This window comes from Janthinobacterium foliorum (assembly GCF_978021625.1).
Window position 1 is genome coordinate 211402 of record NZ_CDXDQE010000004.1, and the last position, 17856, is coordinate 229257.

Sequence of the window (17856 nt, forward strand, 5' to 3'; positions counted from 1 at the left end):
TATAATCACCGTTCAGTGTGTGTTTCCACGTCCGATCAACTTTTCAGCGAGTCCGCCATGGCATTGCCTGTAGCGTTGCAAAACCTTTCCTTACCCGTTATCGCGTCGCCGATGTTCATCGCCAGCGGCCCGGCCCTCGTCGCGGCGCAGTGCAAGGCCGGCATCGTCGGTTCCTTCCCTGCCCTGAATGCGCGCCCCGCTGAACTGCTCGACACCTGGCTCACCGAGCTGCAAGCCGAACTGGCCGCCTTCCAGGCCGCCCATCCCGATAAAAAAGTGGGGCCGATCGCCGTCAACCAGATCGTGCACCAGTCGAACGACCGCCTGGCGCATGACGTGGAAGTGTGCGTGAAGCACCGCATCCCCATCATCATTTCCTCGCTGCGCGCGCCGCCGAAGGAAATGCTCGACGCCATCCACAGCTATGGCGGCATCGTGCTGCATGACGTGATTTCGATCCGCCACGCGAAAAAGGCCCTGGAAGCGGGCGTCGACGGCCTGATCCTGGTGGCCACGGGCGCCGGCGGCCATGCCGGCACCCTGTCGCCGTTCGCCCTGGTGGGCGAGGTGCGCAAGTTCTTCGATGGTCCGCTGGCGCTGTCCGGCTCCATCGCCACGGGCGATGCCGTGCTGGCCGCGCAAGCCATGGGCGCCGACTTTGCCTATATCGGCTCGCGCTGGCTGGCGACCAAGGAATCGAACGTCAGCGACGGCTACCGCGACGCCATCGTCGATTCCAGCGCGGCGGACATCGTCTACACGAACCTGTTTACGGGCGTGCATGGCAATTACCTGAAAAAATCGATCGAAGCGGCGGGACTCGATCCGGAAGCGTTGCCCGAAGCGGACAAGAGTTCGATGAACTTCGGTTCGGGCAGCGCCAAGGCCTGGCGCGACATCTGGGGCGCGGGCCAGGGCGTGGGCTTGATGGATGACGTGCCGAGCGTGGAAGAGATGGTGGCGCGCCTGAAGGCGGAATATGAGGCGGCGCGCGCGCGGCTGAAGCTGTAAAACGTAAATGCCGGGGTCTGGCCCCGGCATGTCGCCATCACTCCTGCTTCAAATCCTCGGGCTTGATGGCCCACAGGCCTGGCAGGTTGCGCCAGTAGCCATAGGCGTCCATGCCGAAGCCGACGACGAAGCGGTTCGGGATCACCAGGCCGACGATATCGGCCTGCACGGGCTTTTTCTTGCCGATGGCCTTGTCGGCAAACACGGCCAGGATGACTTCCGCGGCGCCCATGTCCAGCAGGCGCTGCTTGACGTGCGCCAGGGTTTCGCCTTCGTCCAGGATGTCGTCGAGCACGATCACGGTGCGTCCCGATACGTTCGAGCGGGGAATGACTTTCCATACCACTTCGCCACCCTTGTCATCGTCGCCGTAGCGGCTCACGTGGATGTAGTCGAACTCCAGCGGGAAGCTCAGTTGCGGCAGCAGGCTGCCCGTAAACACGACGGCGCCGCCCATTACGCCCAGCACCAGCGGGAATTCCTTGGAATCGTCGGCGTTGAAGCGCGTGTTGAGCACATCGGCCATGCGCGTGATCGACGCCTGCACGGTATCTTGGTCGAACAGCAGTTCCGCGTTCTTGATCAGGTCACGGGCACGGTTGTGATGAAATTCTTGCATGGACTCTTGCATGGCGATGAATGGGGCTGATGATGAATGCGGGTATTATCCCGCAAACGCCATCCGCGTGCCAGCGAACTAATTGTAATCGCGTATATCGTCGATGATTTTTCCATCCTGCGCCAGGCTGCCCACGGCCACCAGCAGGACGTCGCCCCGCAGCTTGGTCAGCTCGCGGATCGAGCCGATGATGGCTTCCGTGCCGCTGGCGTCATGGGGATGATCGACTTCGCAATGCAAAGTCATCTCGTCGTTGGCCATGCGCCCGGACACTACCAGCCGCGCCTTTTTGATCTGCGGGTGGCGGCGCGCGATCTCGTGCACCTGCGACGGATGCACGAACATGGCGCGCACCTTGGTGGTCTGGTCGGCGCGCCCCATCCAGCCACGGATGCGCGTATTCGTGCGCCCGCACGGCGACTCCGGCGCGCCCGTCAGCACGGCCGACAGATCCCCCGTGGCGAAGCGGATCAGCGGGTAGTCGGCATTGAAGACGGTGACGACGACTTCGCCCACCTCGCCCGGCGCGACGGGCATGCCGCTGCCCGGATGGACGATTTCCAGCAGCACGTTCTCGTCGATGACCATACCCGGATTGAGCTTGCCATTGCTGGCCGTTTCATAGGCGATGCTGCCGATGTCTGCCGAGGCATAGGTCTGGAACACGTGCGGCACGCCGTTCGCGGCAAACCAGCTGCGCAGCGATTCGGGCAAGGCTTCGGCGCCCATCACGGCCTTGGTGACGCTGCTGATATCGGCACCCATCTCGCGCGCCTTTTCAATGATCAGTTTTAAAAAGGACGGCGTGCCGATATACGTGTCCGGCTTCAGATCCATCATCGCCTGCACCTGCATTTCCGTCTGGCCGATGCCGGCCGGGATGACGGTGCAGCCTATGCGCGCGGCGCCCCCTTCGACCATGAAGGCGGCCGGCGTAAAGTGATACGAAAAGCAGTTTTGCAGCAGGCCGCCGGCGCGCACGCCAGCCGCATACATGGGCCGAGCGAAGCGCCACCAGTCGGGACCGCGGCCTTCCGGGTCGAAGATGGGACCGGGCGAGACAAAAACGCGCGACAGGGCGTTTTTCGGCGTCGTGTTCAAGCCGCCGAACGGCAGCTGCGCGTGCTGCAGCTGCTTGAGGTCGGACTTGCGCGTGACGGGCAGCTGCGCCAGCGCGGCACGGCTGGTGATGCTGGCCGCATCAATGCCGTCGAGGATGCGGGCCCAGCCCGGCGCCGCTTGCGCGCGCGCGATCAGCTGCGGCAGGCCGGCCATCAATTCGCGTTCGCGCGCGTCGGGGGCGCGCGTTTCCAGACTGTCGAGCGTATCGGTCATGTTACGGATTCTCCAAGGTCAATTGCAGTTTTTTGGTCAGCCCGGCAACAATCAGGCGGTATGCGCGGTGCAGCAGGGCGGCCAGAGGGCATCGGGACTGGCGACCAGCACCTACCCGGCCCGTGCCAAGTAGGGCGCCGGACGCAAGCCGGGGCGGTCCGTCAGTTCCAGGAAGCGTTCCGCATCGACCTTGAAGCTCATGCCGCGCGTGCTGCGCGCTTCCGCGCCGCACAGGGCGAACAGCTTGCCGCCGACAGAAAACGCCAGCACGTTCGTCCATTTGATGTCTTCTGTCGCGCCGGGAAAGCCGCGGCAGACGGCTTTCGCCCGCTCCAGGTCCATGCCTTGCCTCCCGCGTCAGGCCAGCCAGCGCTTGCGGCGGCGGTAGAACTTCATGTCGCGGAAGCTCTTGCGCCCGGCGCTGGACACGCCCAGGTAGAATTCCTTGACGTCTTCATTGCTGGCCAGTTCCTGCGCCTGGCCTTCCATCACGACCCGGCCGTTTTCCAGGATGTAGCCGAAGTCGGCGTAGCGCAGGGCCACGTTGGTGTTCTGCTCGGCCAGCAGGAACGATACGTTTTCCTTGTGGTTCAGGTCCTTGACGATGCCGAAGATCTCTTCGACGATCTGCGGCGCGATGCCCATCGACGGTTCGTCGAGCAGGATCATCGAGGGCCTGGCCATCAGCGCGCGGCCGATGGCGCACATCTGCTGCTCGCCGCCCGAGGTATAGCCGGCCTGGCTGGCGCGCCGCGTTTTCAGGCGCGGGAAATAGTGGTACACCTTGTCCAGCGCGTCCTTCAATTCGCCGCGCGACAGGCTGCGCGTGTAGGCGCCCGTCAGCAGGTTTTCCTCGATGGTGAGGTGGCCGAAACAATGGCGTCCTTCCATCACCTGCGACAGGCCCCGCTTCACCAGCTCATTCGGCGTCAATTGATCCACGCGTTCGCCCTTGAACTGGACTTCGCCCTTGGTGACGTCGCCCCGCTCGCCGCGCAGCAGGGTCGAGATGGTTTTCAGGGTGGTCGACTTGCCGGCGCCGTTCGCGCCCAGGAGCGCCACGATCTTGCCCTGCGGGACCTGCAGCGACACGCCCTTCAAGACCAGGATCACGTGGTCGTAGATGACTTCGATATTGTTCACCGACAGGTACGGCGGCGGTGCGTCCGGCTTGATCGGGGTTTGCGTGGCTGTGTGGGTCATGGCTGCTTCGTTTTCATATGTGTTGGCGATGCTGTCGGATTACGCTTCGCTAATCCGACCTACGTGGATGCGGCGTAGGTCGGATTAGGCCGCGGGCCGTAATCCGACACCACCATCGGCAGCGATTTACTTCATGCACGCCGGCGTGATCTTTTTCTCTTCCGCGTACTTGTTCGAGGATTCCTCGACCAGCTTGCGCACCAGGGCCTTGTCGCCGACGATCCACTTCGGCGTGATGGCGGTCCATTTCTTGCCATCCCACTGCTGAACCTTCACGGCGCCCGAGCCTTCATGGTCGTCGCAGCTGGTTTTCACGGTGGGGAACATGCCCAGCGCGCCCACGGCTTTTTGACGCGCGTCGTCGACGTTCAGGTTTTCCAGGCCCCAGCGCATCTGCTCGCCCGTGATCGGTTTGCCCTTGCCGAATTTTTCCTGCGCCGTGCGGATCGCTTCCACCCACAGGATGCCGGCCGTCACGCCGCGCATGTGGTAGACGGAACCGATGCGCGACTGGTCCGACAGATTGCCCTTGCCGGAGGCGTAGAGCTTCTTGCGGATGTCGTCCAGCACGGGGTAGTTGCCGGGCGTGTTGAAGGTCATCGCCGTGTAGCCCTTGGCCGCGTCGCCCGATGGAATCGTGTCTTCCTCGGAACCGGCCCACCAGACGCCCAGCATCTTGTCGCGCGGGAAGCCGTTGCGCTGCGCCGTCTTGATGGCCACGGAATTCATCACGCCCCAGCCCCACAGGATCACGTGATCCGGCTTGGCCTGGCGGATCTGCAGCCATTGCGACTGCTGTTCGCTGCCTGGCGGCGCGACGGGAATTTTCACCAGCTCGAAGCCGTACTGTTTCGACAGCGCTTCGAGCACGGGCAGCGGCTCCTTGCCGAAGGCCGAATCGTGGTACAGGTGGACGATCTTTTTGCCTTTCAGCTTGTCCATGCCGCCATCCTTGTCGCCCAGGTATTTGATCATGGCGGCGGCCTGGCTCCAGTAGCTGGAGATCAGCGGATAGACATACGGGAAGACCTTGCCGTTGGCGGCGTCCGAGCGGCCGTAGCCGATCATGGTCATGGGGATCTTGTCCTGCGCCACGCGGTCGAGGATGCCGTAGGCGACGCCCGTGGACAGGGTTTCCACCAGAGTGGCGCCGCCCTGCTTGGTTTTCAGGCGTTCGTAGCATTCCACGCCGCGCGACGGGTTGTATTCCGTTTCGCACTCTTCCCAGCTGATCTTCACGCCATTCACGCCGCCGGCCTGGTTGACCAGGTTGAAGTAGTCGATGATGCCGCCGTAGAAACCGGAACCGCCGGCCGCGTAGGGGCCCACGCGGTAGGACGGCAGGGCGATGTACTGTTCCTTGTCCTGGGCTTGTGCGCTGCCGGCCATGGTGAGTGCGGCACTGGCGATGGCGGCGGCCAGCATGAGCGATTGGATGTGTTTCATTGTGTCTCCTCTTGTTTTATTTGGTTTTCAACAGAACCGACATCTGACTGCAAGGTACAAATTCTTAGTGCGGGAAAGGCCACAAACGCAGTTTCTCTTTCGCGATCTGCCACAGCCTGGCCAGGCCGTGCGGCTCGACGATCAGGAAGAAGATGATCAGCGCGCCGAACACCATCAGCTCCAGGTTCGACGCCACGCTGGTGGGCAGCGCCAGGCCGTGCGCGATGGTGTTCAGGAAGACGGGCAGCAGCACGATGAAGGCCGCGCCAAGGAAGGAGCCGAGGATCGATCCGACGCCGCCGATGATGATCATGAACAGGATGCGGAAGGACAGGTCCAGGTTGTACGCTTCCGGTTCCACCGTGCCCAGGTAGGCGTACGCATACAGGGCGCCGGCCACGCCGCAATAGAAGGAGCTGACGGCAAACGCCAGCAGCTTGGTGCGCATCAGGCGAAAGCCGATCACTTCGGCGGCCATGTCCATGTCGCGCACGGCCATCCACGAGCGGCCCACGTTCGAGCGGATCATGTTCTTGGCCATCAGCGCCATGCCGGCCACGATGGCCAGCACCAGCAGGTATTTGCTTTGCGGCGTGTCGAACTGGTAGCCGAAGATGCTCATCTTCTGCACCGTGATGACGCCCGAGGAACTGTAGTTGGTCAGGTACGGGATCTTGGTCAGGCACCAGACGACGAAGAACTGCGTGGCCAGCGTCGACGCTGCCAGGTAAAAGCCGCGGATGCGCAATGACGGCAGGCCGAAGGCGATGCCCACCATGGCCGCGCACAGGCCGCCGAGGATGAACGACACCAGCAGCGGCAGGCCGGGCAGACGGGCCATGAAGTTATACGAGGCGAACGCGCCCACGGCCATGAAGGCGGCCGTGCCCAGCGACAGCTGGCCCGCGTAGCCCGTCAGGATGTTCAGGCCCAATGCCGCCAGGGCGAAGATCAGGAACGGGATCAGGATCGCCGAGAGCATGTACGGCGAGGCGAAATACGGCAGGATGAACACGGCGGCGATCAATGTCGCCGTCAATGCCAGGCGGTCTTGCCGGATCGGGAAGATCTGGTTGTCCGCCTGGTAGCTGGTCTTGAACTGTCCTGCTTCACGGTAGATCATGGGGTGGTCCTTTGCTCGCTGTTGGGGTGTTTGTCGGGTTACGCCTTCGGCTAACCCGACCTACGCTGCTGTTGCTGCCTTATATGCGCCGGATGATGCGTTCGCCGAACAGGCCTTCCGGGCGCACCAGCAGGAACAGCAGGGCCAGCACGTACGGGAACCAGCCTTCGATGCCGCCGCCCACCATGGGGCCGAGGTAGACTTCGGCCAGCTTTTCCGAGGCGCCGATGATCAGGCCGCCGACGATGGCGCCTGGCACGGAGGTGAAGCCGCCGAGGATCAGCACCGGCAAGGCCTTCAAGGCGATGAAGGTCAGCGCGAACTGCACGCCGTTGCGCGCGCCCCACAGCAAGCCCGCCACCATGGCCACCAGGCCCGCCACGCCCCACACGACGGCCCAGATGCGCTGCAGCGGAATGCCCACTGCCAGCGCCGCCTGGTGGTCGTCGGCGACGGCGCGCAGGGCGCGGCCCACCTTGGTCTTCGAGAACAGCAGGGCCAGGCAAATTACCAGCAGGGCGCAGATGCCGGCCGCCACCACGTCGAACTGCGAGACGATGATATTGAAGTGGTCCATCAGGAAGGGCATCGGCACGTCTTCGATGGGCAGGTCCAGCTTGTGCACCTGCGAGCCCCACATCAGCTGCGCCAGGCCCTCGATGAAGAAGGTCAGGCCGATGGTGGCCATGAAAAGCGTGATCTCGGGCTGGTTGACGAGCGGGCGCAAGACCACTTTTTCAATCGCCATGCCCAGAGCTATCATGGTCACCATCGTCAGCGGAATGGCCAGCCACAGCGACAGGCCGAATTTGTCCATGAAACCCACACAGGTGAGGGCGGCGAAGAACACCATCGCGCCCTGCGCGAAATTGAAGACGCCCGAGGCCTTGTAGATCAATACAAAACCGATGGCCACCAGCGCGTACATGACGCCCGACAGCAGGCCGCCGATCAGCACTTCAAAGAAAAAATTGATATTCATACGGGTCCCGGGAATTAATGGCTCGTGCCAAGGTAGGCGTTGATGACATCCTGGTTGCTGCGCACCTCGTCGGGCGTGCCGTCGCCGATCTTCTTGCCGTAATCGAGCACCACCACGCGGTCGGAGATATCCATCACCACGCCCATGTCGTGCTCGATCAGCACGATGGTCGTGCCCAGCTGGTCGTTGACGTCGAGGATGAAGCGGCACATGTCCTGTTTTTCTTCCACGTTCATGCCGGCCATCGGTTCGTCCAGCAGCAGGATTTCCGGCTCGGCCACGAGGGCGCGGCCCAGCTCCACGCGCTTTTGCAAGCCGTACGGCAGGCGTCCCACGGGCGTCTTGCGGATGGCCTGGATTTCCAGGAAGTCGATGATTTCCTCGGCCTTCTTGCGGTGCTCGATTTCCTCGCGCCGCGCCGGTCCCCAGTACAGGGCTTGCAGCAGGAAATTCGACTTCATTTTCAGGTTGCGTCCCGTCATGATGTTGTCGAGCACCGTCATGCCCTTGAACAGGGCGATGTTCTGGAAGGTGCGGGCGATGCCGGACTTGGCGGCCGCATAGCAATCCATGCCGCGCCGGTGTTCGCCGCGGTAGATGATTTCTCCCTGCTGCGGGCGGTACACGCCGTTGATCACGTTGAGCATCGAGCTTTTGCCCGCGCCATTCGGGCCGATGATGGCGCGGATTTCATGCTGTCTGACGTCAAACGAGATGTCGGTCAGCGCCTTGACGCCACCGAAGGACAGCGAGATATTCTTCAGGTCGAGGATCACGGGACCGGTCTTGCGCGCCGTGCCGAAATGGGTCTCAGGTTCGTTCATTTGCATCGTGCTGTGCTCCATCATGCGGCCAGGCCCTGGGGCCGGTACGTTTTGCTGTCCCAGATCTGCAGGTCGGCGCTGGTCGAGCCGGTGCGGCCATCCTCGAACTTCACCTGGGTCTCGATGTACTGCGTTGCCTTGCCGTCGTACAGGGCGGAAATGAGCACCGCGTATTTTTCGGCGATGAATTTGCGCCGCACCTTGCGCGTCCGCGTCAGTTCGTCGTCATCGGGATCGAGTTCCTTGTGCAGCACCAGGAAGCGGTGCACCTGGGTGCGGTCCATCAGCGGATCGGCCGCCAGTTCCGCGTTGACCTGCTCGATGCAGTCGCGGATCAAGCCGTAGGTTTCCGCGCGCGCCGCCAGGTCCGTGTAGCCGGAATAGGCGATGCCGCGCCGCTCGGACCAGTTGCCCACCGCCTCGATATCGATATTGATGAAGGCGCACACCTGGTCGCGCGCATGGCCGAAGGCCACCACTTCCTTGATGAAGGGGAAGAACTTGAGCTTGTTTTCGATGTAGTTGGGCGCGAACATGGCGCCGCAATTCATCTTGCCCACGTCGGCCGCGCGGTCGATGATTTTCAAATGGCCTTCGGCGTCGAACACGCCCGCGTCGCCCGTATGGAAGTAGCCTTGATCGTCGATGACTTCGGCGGTGGCGTCGGGGCGCTGGAAATAGCCGCTCATGGTGGCGGGCGACTTCACCAGCACTTCGCCATTCGCCGCCAACCTGACTTCCACGCCCGGCGCGGGCAAGCCCACGCTGTCGAACTTGATATTGCCGTCCGGCTGCAGGCAGACGTAGGCGCAGGTTTCGGTGGAGCCGTACAGCTGTTTGAGGTTGACGCCGATGGAGCGGTAGAAGCGGAACAGGTCCGGGCCGATGGCGGCGCCGGCCGTGTAGGCGACGCGCACGCGCGTCAATCCCAGCACGTTTTTCAGCGGGCCATACACGAGGATGTCGCCCAGCCTGTAGCTGACGCGGTCCGCCAGCGAGACGGGCTTGCCGTCCAAAATCTGTGCGCCGCAGCGCCTGGCCACGTCCATGAAATGGCTGAACATGCGGCGCTTGATGCTGCTCGCGTCTTCCATGCGGATCATCACGCTGGTGAGCATGTTCTCGAACACGCGCGGTGGCGCAAAATAGCAGGTGGGGCCGATTTCGCGCATGTCGATCATCACCGTGTCGCCCGATTCCGGGCAGTTGACGGTGAAGCCGGCCACCATGGCCTGCGCCAGCGAGAACAGGCAGTCGCCCACCCAGGCCATGGGCAGGTAGGAGAGGATGTCCTCATTGTCGGTGAGCTTGTCGAAGGCGACGCAGCCTTCGCCGGCGGCCAGCAGCGCCGTGTGGCTCTGGCACACGCCCTTTGGCTTGCCCGTGGTGCCCGAGGTGTAGAGGATGACGGCCGAGTCGCTGCCCAGTCCCGCTGCCACGGCGGCGTCGAAGAAGCCCGGATGTTCGCGGTCGTAGGCCCGCCCCAAGGTCTGCAGGGCGGCAAAGGACATCAGTTCCGGCTGGCGGTAGTGGCGCATGCCCCGCTCATCGTCGTAGGCGATGTGGGCCACGTGCGGGTACAGCGCCTTGAGTTCCAGCAGCTTGTCGACCTGCTCCTGGTCCTCGACGATGGCGTAGCGGATCTGCGCATCCTGCAGCACGTAGGCCATGTCGGCGGCCGGCGCGTCCTGGTACAGGGGCACGGGCACGCCGCCCAGGCTTTGCGCGGCCAGCATGGCCCAGTACAGGCGCGGGCGGTTGTCGCCGATGATGGCCAGGTTCATGCCGCGCCGGAAGCCGATGGCGGCCAGGCCGCAGGCCAGTGCGCGCACTTCGTCGTTGACGTCGGCCCAGGTCCAGGTCTGCCAGATGCCCAGGTATTTTTCGCGAAAGGCGGGCTTGTCGGATCGTGCTGTCCCGTGTTGCAATAAGCGCCGCGGAAAAGTCGGCATTGCTGCTGTGGTATGTGTCTGCACCAGTGTCTCCCTGTTGCTTGTCTCAGGCCCCACCTCGTTGGATGGCGCTCTGTGTTTTTTATGTGTCAGGCGTTTGTGCAATGATAGTAGCTTGCGTTAGTTTGCCGAGTTGTCTTTTCGGGGACATTTACCCACTTTTCGATGGTGCATCGCACAATGACCAACCCTGATATCAGTCTCAAGGATGCCGTGCGCGCGGCCCACTGGGCACGGCTGCTCGACCCCGCTCAACTGGCGCGGGTCGAAGCGGATGTGTTTGAAACCTTCGTGCCGAAAGGCGGCTTTGTCTGCCGCAAGGGCGAGCCGGTGGACAACTGGATCGGCGTCATCAGCGGCATGGTCAAGATGAATAATTTTTCCGCCTCCGGCAAGGCCATGACCTTCATCGGCGTGCCGCCCGGCAGCTGGTTCGGCGAAGGTTCGCTGCTGAAAAATGAAATCCGCAAATACGACACCATGGCCCTGCGCGACACGCGCGTGGCGCGCCTGCCCGGCACCACCTTCCACTGGCTGCTGGAAACGAGCCTGCCGTTTACGCGCTTCCTGCTGATGCAGCTGAACGAACGCCTGGGCCAGTTCATCGGCATGGTGGAAAACGAGCGCCTGCTGGACCTGAACACGCGCGTGGCGCGCTGCCTGGCGTCGATGTTCAACTCGCATCTGTATCCGGGCGTGGACACCCTGGTACAGCTGTCGCAGGAGGAAATCGGCCTGCTGTCCGGCTCTTCGCGCCAGCGCGCCAACCAGGCCTTGCAGGTGCTGGAAAAAAAGGGCTTGCTGCGCCTCGATTACGGCGGCATCCGCGTGCTGGACCTCGACGGCTTGCGCCGCTATGAAGCCGATGATGCGGAATGAGGCCGCGCCGCCGGAACGGCCTGCAAGCGCCGGGCTAATCGCGGTATCATAGACGCTTCCCAGCACCGCACCTCTTCGCCGCCATGCAGACATCCGTTCAGAGTACCCCCGCTTCCCGTTTGACCGAGCTGCGTGCCGCCATGCGCGCGCAGCACATCGACGCCTGCATCGTGCCCTCGGCCGACCCGCACCTGTCCGAATACCTGCCGGCGCGCTGGCAGGGCCGCGAATGGCTGTCCGGCTTTACGGGCTCCGTCGGCACGCTGGTCGTCACGCAGGACTTTGCCGGCGTGTGGACCGATGGCCGCTACTGGGAACAGGCGGAAGACGAGCTGGCCGGCAGCGGCATCGTCCTGAAGAAAATCCCGTCCGGCGCCAGCGTGCTGTACATCGACTGGCTGGGCGAGACCATGCAGCCGGGGCAGACGGTGGCCGTCGACGGCGCCGTGCTGGGCCTGGCCAATGCGCGCCTGCTGCAGCAGGCGCTGGGCGCGCAAGTGACCTTGCGCACGGATATCGATGTACTGCACGCCGTCTGGCCGGAGCGTCCGGCCATGCCGGCCGCGCCCGTGTACGAGCACGCGGCCGGGTATCCGGCCCTGTCGCGCACGCAGAAACTGGCGGCCCTGCGCGCCAGCATGGCGAGCCACGGCGCCAGCGACCATGTGATTTCCACGCTCGACGACATCGCGTATCTGTTCAACCTGCGCGGCGCCGACGTGCACTACAACCCGGTCTTCCTCGCGCATGCTCTGGTGGGCCCCGAGCGTGCCACGTTATTCGTTGCCGACGGCAAGCTGCCGGCCACCCTGCGCGCCACCCTGGAGAGCGAAGGCGTGGACGTGGCCGCGTATGACCGTGCGGCCGCCGCGCTGGCCGCCTTGCCGGCCGGCGCCACCCTGCTGCTGGACCCGCGCCGCATCACCTACGGCACGCGCCAGGCCGTGGCCGATGGCGTGCGCGTGGTGGAAGCCATCAATCCCACCACGTTTGCCAAGTCGCGCAAGACGGACAGCGAAGCGGCTCACGTGCGCGCCGCCATGGAGCAGGATGGCGCGGCCCTGTGCGAATTTTTCAGCTGGCTCGATGCCACCCTGGCCGACCCGCGGCGCGCCCCGTTGACGGAAATCGGCGTCGACGAGCACCTGACGGCCGCGCGCGCGCGCCGCGCCGGTTTTGTCAGCCCCAGCTTTGGCACCATCGCCGGCTTCAATGCGCACGGCGCCATCATGCATTACCACGCCCATGCGGGCACGCAGGCGACCATCGAAGGCGACGGCCTGCTGCTGATCGATTCGGGCGGCCAGTATCTGGGCGGCACCACGGACATCACGCGCGTGGTCCCCGTCGGCACGATCACGGCCGAGCACCGGCGCGATTTCACCCTCGTCCTGCGCAGCATGATCGCGCTGTCGCGCGCGCAGTTCCCGCGCGGCGTGAAGTCGCCCATGCTCGACGCGATCGCCCGCGCGCCGCTGTGGGCCGAGGGCATCGACTTCGGCCATGGCACGGGCCACGGCGTGGGCTTCTTCCTGAACGTGCACGAAGGCCCGCAGTCGATTTCGCAGACGGCCATGCCGGAGCCGCAGACGGCCATGGAGCCGGGCATGATCACTTCCATCGAGCCGGGCATCTACCGCCCGGGCCAGTGGGGCATCCGCATCGAGAACCTGGTGCTGAATGTAGCGGCCGAAACGACGCCATTCGGCGAATTCCTGCGCTTCGAGACCTTGACCCTGTGCCCGATCGACACGCGCTGCGTCGAGCGCAGCCTGCTGCGCGACGACGAGGCGGCCTGGCTGAACGACTATCACGCCACCGTGCGCGCGCGCCTGGCGCCGCACCTGGCAGCGCCGGCCGATGCGCCTGCGCTGGCGTGGCTGGAACAGCGCACGGGAGCCATCTGATGCGCTCGACCCGCGCCACCTCCGCCATCGAGCGGCTGAAGGAACGCACCGGCCACCGCCTGTACACGATGGCGCGCACGGGCGACGAGCTGTTCTTCCTCACCGAAGGTCCCGGCTTGCCGCCTTTGTGCCCGCCGCTGGAACTGGACGCCTTTGTCGCCTTCGTCAATGGCCTGGGGCCGCAAAAGGCGCGCCGCGTCAGCAAGCTCGATGTGGCGTTTGAAAAGCAGCTCACCAAAAAGTCCCAGGACTAAATGCCGACCATCGACTTCCTGCGCGCCTACTGGTCACCGGCCGAGCTGGCGACGAATGGCGTGATCCTGCTCAACATGCTGGGCGCGCTGCTGCTGGGGCTACTGGTGGGCTACGAGCGTTCGTATCACGGGCGCGCGGCGGGCATGCGCACCTACAGCCTGGTGTGCATGGCCTCGGCCGCGCTGACGGTACTGGGCGGCTATCCCGAATTCTGGTACGGCGGCCATGGCGGCATCATCGGCAGCGACCCCACGCGCGTCATCCAGGGCATCGTCACGGGCGTGGGTTTCCTCGGCGCCGGGGTCATCATGCGCGAAGGTTTCAATATCAGCGGCCTGACGACGGCCGCCTCGATCTGGGCCTCGTCGGTGATCGGCATCATGGTGGGCATCGGCTTTTACCTGTCGGCCATGGGCCTGGCCTTCCTGTGCGCGATGGCGATGATTTTTCTGTCAAAATTGGAGAACTGGCTGCCGTCGCGCCACGCGGTGGCCATCACCATGCGCTTCCGGCAGGGTTTCATTCCCCGCGAAGATGCGCTGCGGCGCATGGCGGCCAAGCGCGGCTATGACATCGCCGGCGGCTCGCTGACCATCGGCAGCACGGACGGCATGCAGGAATGGCGGTTCGTCGCCATTGCGCATGGCAAGAACACGGGCGCCAGCCTGTCGGCCATGTCGGCCGAACTGGCCGCTTTCGACGGCATCGCCGGCTTCCAGCTGTCGCATGCCCGCAACTAGCCTGGACACCAGGCAGCACGCTGACAAGGATAAACATGGACGCACAGGCGCAGGCAGTACTCGATTTCTGGTTTCTGCCGCCGGATAACCCAGGCTATGGCCAGTCGCGCGTGGAATGGTTCCGCAAGGACGACGCCTTCGATGCGCGCATCGCCGAGCGCTTCGGCACCGTGATCGATGCCGCCATCGATGGCGGCTTGCGCGACTGGGAAGCGACGCCGCACGGCGCGCTGGCGCGCATCATCGTGCTCGACCAGTTTACGCGCAATGTCCACCGCGGCACGCCGCGCGCGTTTGCCGGCGATGAGCAGGCACTGGCGCTGGCGCTGTCTTTGACCGAGCAGGGTCTCGACCAGCAGCTGCCGCCGATGCTGCGCGCCTTTGCGTACCTGCCGTTCGAGCATGCGGAAGACCTGGCCATGCAGGCACGCGCCGTTGAATTGTTCCAGCTGCTGTCGCAGGCGCAGCCGGGTTTCGAGAGCATGCTCGATTATGCCCAGCGCCACCAGGAAGTCATCGCCCGTTTCGGCCGCTTCCCGCACCGTAACGCCATCCTCGGACGCGCCTCGACGCCGCAAGAGGTGGAATTCCTGCGCCAGCCGGGATCGGGTTTCTAGGCCATTCGCATGAACGTTACCCTGAATATCATCGGCGCCGGCCACGTGGGCCGCGTGCTGGGCCGGCTGTTTGCACAGGCAGAGGGCATTGCGGTGCAGGACGTGCTGACCCGCTCGATGGCCTCGGCGCAGGCCGCCGTGGCCTTCATCGGCGCCGGCACGCCTGTCGAGCGCTATGCGGCCTTGCGCCACGCCGACGTCACCATGCTGGCCGTGTCCGACGACCAGATCGGTCCCGCCTGCGCGGCGCTGGTGGCCGAGGGGCGGCAGGCGGGCGCCATCGTCTTCCACTGCAGCGGGGCGCTGGCGTCGAACGTGCTGCTGGCGGCCACGCAGGCGGGCGCCTCGGTGGCCAGCGCGCACCCGATCCGCAGCTTCGCTGATCCGCAGCAGGTGGCGGCCACCTTTGACGGTACTTTCTGCGGTGTCGAGGGCGATGCGCTGGCGCTGTCCTTCCTGACACCGGCCTTGATCGCCATCGGCGCGCGCCCCGTGCCCATCGATCCGGCCGCCAAGACCCTGTACCACGCCGCCGCCGTCTTCGCCAGCAATTACCTGGTGACGGTGCTCGATGCGGCCCTGCGCGCCTACCAGGCGGCCGGCATTCCCGAACCCGTGGCGCTCGAACTGGCGCAGCCGCTGGTGACGGAAGCGGTGGCGAACGTCTTCCGCCTGGGCGCGGCGCCGGCGCTGTCCGGCCCCATCGCGCGCGGCGACTCGGCTACCGTGCAACGCCAGCAGCAGGCGGTGCAGCAGTGGGATGCCGGCACGGGCGAGTTGTACCGGGCCCTGGTGGCGCCCACGCAGGAGCTGGCCAGGCGCAAGTCGCAGGTCTGAACGTCAGGCGGCGTGCACGCGGTTGCGGCCGCGATGCTTGGCCTGGTACAGCGCGCTGTCGGCGCGGGAAAAGAAGCCAGACTCGCTCTCTTCCGGCCGGTATTCGGCCACGCCCAGGCTGATCGTCACGGGCACGCGCGGCTCGGGCATGCCGAAGTCGTGCCGCTCGACGGCGGCGCGCAGGTTTTCCGCCACCTCCATCGCCTGCGCCAGGCTGCAGTCATTCAGCAGCACCAGGTACTCCTCGCCGCCCCAGCGCGTGACGACGTCGCTCTCGCGCACGCTGGCGCGCGCCACCTCGGCCACGCCGCGGATCACCTTGTCGCCCCACAGGTGGCCGTGCGTGTCGTTGACGCGCTTGAAGAAATCGATGTCGAACAAAATCGCCGACATCGGTTGCGCCGTGCGCCGCGACAGCAGCATGGCGCGCTGGAACAGCAGCTCCAGCGACTGGCGGTTCAACAGGCCTGTCAGCGCGTCCGTCGAAGCGATGCGCTCGATGCGGCGCTGGTAGCGGTTCACCGTCAGCAAGGTCAATCCCAACACCAGCAGGGTCACGCCAAAGCTGATGGCCAGGTTCAGGATGAACACGCCCTGCAGCGACTTGACCTCGTCGCTGACGTTCTGCTCGACCACCAGGTACCAGCCCAGTTCCGGAATGAAGCGCGAGTTGACGAGGATTTGCGCGTGCCCCAGCTGGTAGGACAGGTGCGTCGGCTCGCTCTGCTGGTTGATGATGCGCGCGGCGATGCTGCGCACACCGGGCAGGCTGCGGATATTGCCATGGCCGTCACGCATGCTCTTGCCCGACAGCACCAGGGTGCCGGCGCCATCGACAAAATAAATGTTGCGGTGGAAGCGCGCCTGGTAGCGGTCGATGATGTGGCTCATGGTGGCCAGGGTCAGGCCGATGCCCGTGGCGCCGATGAACTGGCCGTCATAGTCATACACCCGATGGTTGATGAAGATGGTCATGCTGTCGCGGTTGGCCATGTCCACGTCGACATTCGTTTCGTAGTCGCTGTTCTCCATGGCGCGCACGCGGTAGTACCAGATATCGCGCGTGGCTTCCGGGCTGACGGATTTCAGCGTGCCTTCCGCATAATAATATTTGCTGCTCTTGTCCGAGACGAGAAAGCTGGTGATGGCGCCGTATTTCTTCTTGACCTCGGCCAGGTAGCGCACGATCTGCGCCGGATCGCGCTCGCCGGCGAGTATCCAGTCGCGCACGAAGGTGTCGTGCGCCATCAGCGAGGAGATGAAGACGGGACGCAGCATGTCCTTCTGGATCTCGGAATAGATGTTGTCGCCCGTCAAAGGCAGGGTCTGGTCGGCGATGCCGTGCTCGATGGCCGTGCGCGACGCCAGGTAGCTGGCCAGGGTGGTGGCCAGGAAGCCCGCACCAAGGATCAGGGTCAGGAGGATGAGCAGGCGGTATTTGATCGACAGGAGACGCATGGAGACGAGGGAGACCGGCTGGCGGCCATCTTTACGCAAGCCAAAAGTATGCAGCAGGCCCCGTATTGATGCAATGATAACTAGCTTTATTGGCAATTTATGCTGGCGAACGCGACAAGATAACCACGACTTACCAAATAAAAGTGTCGATTTGTCGACAAAGATGCAAATAAGCAATAAGATTTAACGAGGGGAAGCATCGCGCATCACCCTGTCTTGCCGCCCGTTTCCGGCGCAGGGCGCCACGCGCAAGGAGTGTTGCATGTTATTTTTAAAGAGTACGTCCGTCAGCAAGGCCCCCGGCATTTATGAGGTCGATATCGCCGCCAAGCCACCCGGCAAGACTTTCGGCGTGTTTCTCGCCACGGATCCCGACAACCCGCCGCATGCCTTGCTGGGCCAGCTGAAGGCGCTTGGTTTCGAGAATACCTACAGTTCGCCCTATCTGCACAAGGACCAGGGCAAGGTGCTGGACCTGCATTTCCAGAAAGACGGCACCGACATCTTCAAGGGCTGGAAGACGGATGAATGCACGCATAACCTGGCGGCCGTCACGGCCCTGTTCCAGGAACACGGCATTGCCATCGCGCCGCGCGTGATGTCGATGGCGGAAGCCTACGCCTAAACGCCTATCAAAACCTACTGCGCGTCGGTATAGGCGGCCTGCG

18 protein-coding genes are annotated in these 17856 nt (G+C 64.2%); 8 read left to right on the plus strand and 10 right to left on the minus strand.

Annotated features, from left to right (window positions below; genetic code table 11):
• The first annotated feature begins 57 nt into the window (after positions 1-57).
• The gene (locus ACZ92H_RS11220) at positions 58-1011 is read left to right on the plus strand and encodes an NAD(P)H-dependent flavin oxidoreductase (protein ID WP_131374751.1); all 954 of its coding nucleotides are present in this window, start codon (positions 58-60) and stop codon (positions 1009-1011) included.
• Between the two features lie 37 nt (positions 1012-1048).
• Here the strand turns inward: ACZ92H_RS11220 and ACZ92H_RS11225 are convergent, their stop codons facing one another.
• From ACZ92H_RS11225 to ACZ92H_RS11265, 9 genes are all read right to left on the minus strand, one after another.
• Complete coding sequence (locus ACZ92H_RS11225) at positions 1049-1630, minus strand: hypoxanthine-guanine phosphoribosyltransferase (RefSeq protein WP_131374749.1); 582 nt, start codon at positions 1628-1630, stop codon at positions 1049-1051.
• A 78-nt stretch (positions 1631-1708) separates the two neighbouring features.
• On the minus strand, positions 1709-2965 hold the full coding sequence (locus ACZ92H_RS11230) for a phenylacetate--CoA ligase family protein (protein WP_465049386.1): 1257 nt from the start codon (positions 2963-2965) through the stop codon (positions 1709-1711).
• 111 nt (positions 2966-3076) lie between these two features.
• A complete protein-coding gene (locus tag ACZ92H_RS11235) occupies positions 3077-3307 on the minus strand; it encodes an MmcQ/YjbR family DNA-binding protein (RefSeq protein ID WP_465049387.1) in 231 nt (76 codons plus the stop codon).
• Positions 3308-3322: 15 nt separating this feature from the next.
• Positions 3323-4168: an ABC transporter ATP-binding protein gene (locus ACZ92H_RS11240; protein ID WP_465049388.1), complete on the minus strand. Its 846-nt coding sequence runs from the start codon at positions 4166-4168 to the stop codon at positions 3323-3325.
• Positions 4169-4294: 126 nt separating this feature from the next.
• Complete coding sequence (locus tag ACZ92H_RS11245) at positions 4295-5614, minus strand: ABC transporter substrate-binding protein (RefSeq protein WP_131374743.1); 1320 nt, start codon at positions 5612-5614, stop codon at positions 4295-4297.
• A 64-nt stretch (positions 5615-5678) separates the two neighbouring features.
• Positions 5679-6737: a branched-chain amino acid ABC transporter permease gene (locus tag ACZ92H_RS11250; protein WP_465049389.1), complete on the minus strand. Its 1059-nt coding sequence runs from the start codon at positions 6735-6737 to the stop codon at positions 5679-5681.
• A gap of 79 nt (positions 6738-6816) precedes the next feature.
• Positions 6817-7713, minus strand: coding sequence for a branched-chain amino acid ABC transporter permease (locus tag ACZ92H_RS11255; RefSeq protein WP_465049552.1), 897 nt, complete (start codon positions 7711-7713; stop codon positions 6817-6819).
• Between the two features lie 20 nt (positions 7714-7733).
• Positions 7734-8567 (minus strand): ABC transporter ATP-binding protein, encoded by an 834-nt coding sequence (locus tag ACZ92H_RS11260; protein WP_131374737.1) that lies wholly within the window; start codon positions 8565-8567, stop codon positions 7734-7736.
• Positions 8564-10495 carry an AMP-binding protein gene (locus ACZ92H_RS11265; protein ID WP_465049390.1) on the minus strand — a complete coding sequence of 644 codons (1932 nt, stop codon included), beginning with the start codon at positions 10493-10495 and terminating at the stop codon, positions 8564-8566. The genes ACZ92H_RS11260 and ACZ92H_RS11265 overlap by 4 nt, the downstream gene beginning before the upstream one ends.
• A 180-nt stretch (positions 10496-10675) precedes the next feature.
• Here ACZ92H_RS11265 and ACZ92H_RS11270 point away from each other — a divergent pair, with 180 nt between their 5' ends.
• From ACZ92H_RS11270 to ACZ92H_RS11295, 6 genes are all read left to right on the plus strand, one after another.
• Positions 10676-11374, plus strand: coding sequence for a Crp/Fnr family transcriptional regulator (locus tag ACZ92H_RS11270; protein WP_131374733.1), 699 nt, complete (start codon positions 10676-10678; stop codon positions 11372-11374).
• Between the two features lie 83 nt (positions 11375-11457).
• On the plus strand, positions 11458-13281 hold the full coding sequence (locus tag ACZ92H_RS11275) for an aminopeptidase P family protein (RefSeq protein ID WP_465049391.1): 1824 nt from the start codon (positions 11458-11460) through the stop codon (positions 13279-13281).
• Positions 13281-13535: a hypothetical protein gene (locus ACZ92H_RS11280; protein ID WP_102292766.1), complete on the plus strand. Its 255-nt coding sequence runs from the start codon at positions 13281-13283 to the stop codon at positions 13533-13535. The genes ACZ92H_RS11275 and ACZ92H_RS11280 overlap by 1 nt, the downstream gene beginning before the upstream one ends.
• On the plus strand, positions 13536-14276 hold the full coding sequence (locus ACZ92H_RS11285) for an MgtC/SapB family protein (protein ID WP_131374727.1): 741 nt from the start codon (positions 13536-13538) through the stop codon (positions 14274-14276).
• 35 nt (positions 14277-14311) lie between these two features.
• Positions 14312-14893, plus strand: a complete 582-nt coding sequence (locus ACZ92H_RS11290) for a DUF924 family protein (RefSeq protein ID WP_465049392.1) — start codon at positions 14312-14314, stop codon at positions 14891-14893.
• A 9-nt stretch (positions 14894-14902) separates the two neighbouring features.
• Positions 14903-15730 (plus strand): Rossmann-like and DUF2520 domain-containing protein, encoded by an 828-nt coding sequence (locus ACZ92H_RS11295; RefSeq protein ID WP_465049393.1) that lies wholly within the window; start codon positions 14903-14905, stop codon positions 15728-15730.
• A gap of 3 nt (positions 15731-15733) precedes the next feature.
• On the opposite strand, the gene ACZ92H_RS11300 is transcribed toward ACZ92H_RS11295, so the two are convergent.
• Positions 15734-17227 (minus strand): sensor domain-containing diguanylate cyclase, encoded by a 1494-nt coding sequence (locus ACZ92H_RS11300; protein ID WP_465049394.1) that lies wholly within the window; start codon positions 17225-17227, stop codon positions 15734-15736.
• A gap of 223 nt (positions 17228-17450) precedes the next feature.
• Here ACZ92H_RS11300 and ACZ92H_RS11305 point away from each other — a divergent pair, with 223 nt between their 5' ends.
• Entirely contained in the window at positions 17451-17813 is a 363-nt protein-coding gene (locus tag ACZ92H_RS11305) for a hypothetical protein (protein ID WP_131374723.1), read from the plus strand.
• Positions 17814-17856: the final 43 nt, after the last annotated feature.

Excerpts from the sequence above, each read along its gene's own strand:
- ACZ92H_RS11285 (WP_131374727.1), top strand. The coding sequence starts at position 13,536 with ATGCCGACCATCGACTTCCTGCGCGCCTACTGGTCACCGGCCGAGCTG.
- ACZ92H_RS11270 (WP_131374733.1), top strand. The coding sequence starts at position 10,676 with ATGACCAACCCTGATATCAGTCTCAAGGATGCCGTGCGCGCGGCCCAC.
- ACZ92H_RS11225 (WP_131374749.1), bottom strand. The coding sequence starts at position 1,630 with ATGCAAGAATTTCATCACAACCGTGCCCGTGACCTGATCAAGAACGCG.
- ACZ92H_RS11240 (WP_465049388.1), bottom strand. The coding sequence starts at position 4,168 with ATGACCCACACAGCCACGCAAACCCCGATCAAGCCGGACGCACCGCCG.
- ACZ92H_RS11260 (WP_131374737.1), bottom strand. The coding sequence starts at position 8,567 with ATGATGGAGCACAGCACGATGCAAATGAACGAACCTGAGACCCATTTC.
- ACZ92H_RS11275 (WP_465049391.1), top strand. The coding sequence starts at position 11,458 with ATGCAGACATCCGTTCAGAGTACCCCCGCTTCCCGTTTGACCGAGCTG.
- ACZ92H_RS11280 (WP_102292766.1), top strand. The coding sequence starts at position 13,281 with ATGCGCTCGACCCGCGCCACCTCCGCCATCGAGCGGCTGAAGGAACGC.
- ACZ92H_RS11295 (WP_465049393.1), top strand. The coding sequence starts at position 14,903 with ATGAACGTTACCCTGAATATCATCGGCGCCGGCCACGTGGGCCGCGTG.
- ACZ92H_RS11305 (WP_131374723.1), top strand. The coding sequence starts at position 17,451 with ATGTTATTTTTAAAGAGTACGTCCGTCAGCAAGGCCCCCGGCATTTAT.
- ACZ92H_RS11265 (WP_465049390.1), bottom strand. The coding sequence starts at position 10,495 with ATGCCGACTTTTCCGCGGCGCTTATTGCAACACGGGACAGCACGATCC.
- ACZ92H_RS11250 (WP_465049389.1), bottom strand. The coding sequence starts at position 6,737 with ATGATCTACCGTGAAGCAGGACAGTTCAAGACCAGCTACCAGGCGGAC.
- ACZ92H_RS11235 (WP_465049387.1), bottom strand. The coding sequence starts at position 3,307 with ATGGACCTGGAGCGGGCGAAAGCCGTCTGCCGCGGCTTTCCCGGCGCG.
- ACZ92H_RS11230 (WP_465049386.1), bottom strand. The coding sequence starts at position 2,965 with ATGACCGATACGCTCGACAGTCTGGAAACGCGCGCCCCCGACGCGCGC.
- ACZ92H_RS11290 (WP_465049392.1), top strand. The coding sequence starts at position 14,312 with ATGGACGCACAGGCGCAGGCAGTACTCGATTTCTGGTTTCTGCCGCCG.
- ACZ92H_RS11245 (WP_131374743.1), bottom strand. The coding sequence starts at position 5,614 with ATGAAACACATCCAATCGCTCATGCTGGCCGCCGCCATCGCCAGTGCC.
- ACZ92H_RS11220 (WP_131374751.1), top strand. The coding sequence starts at position 58 with ATGGCATTGCCTGTAGCGTTGCAAAACCTTTCCTTACCCGTTATCGCG.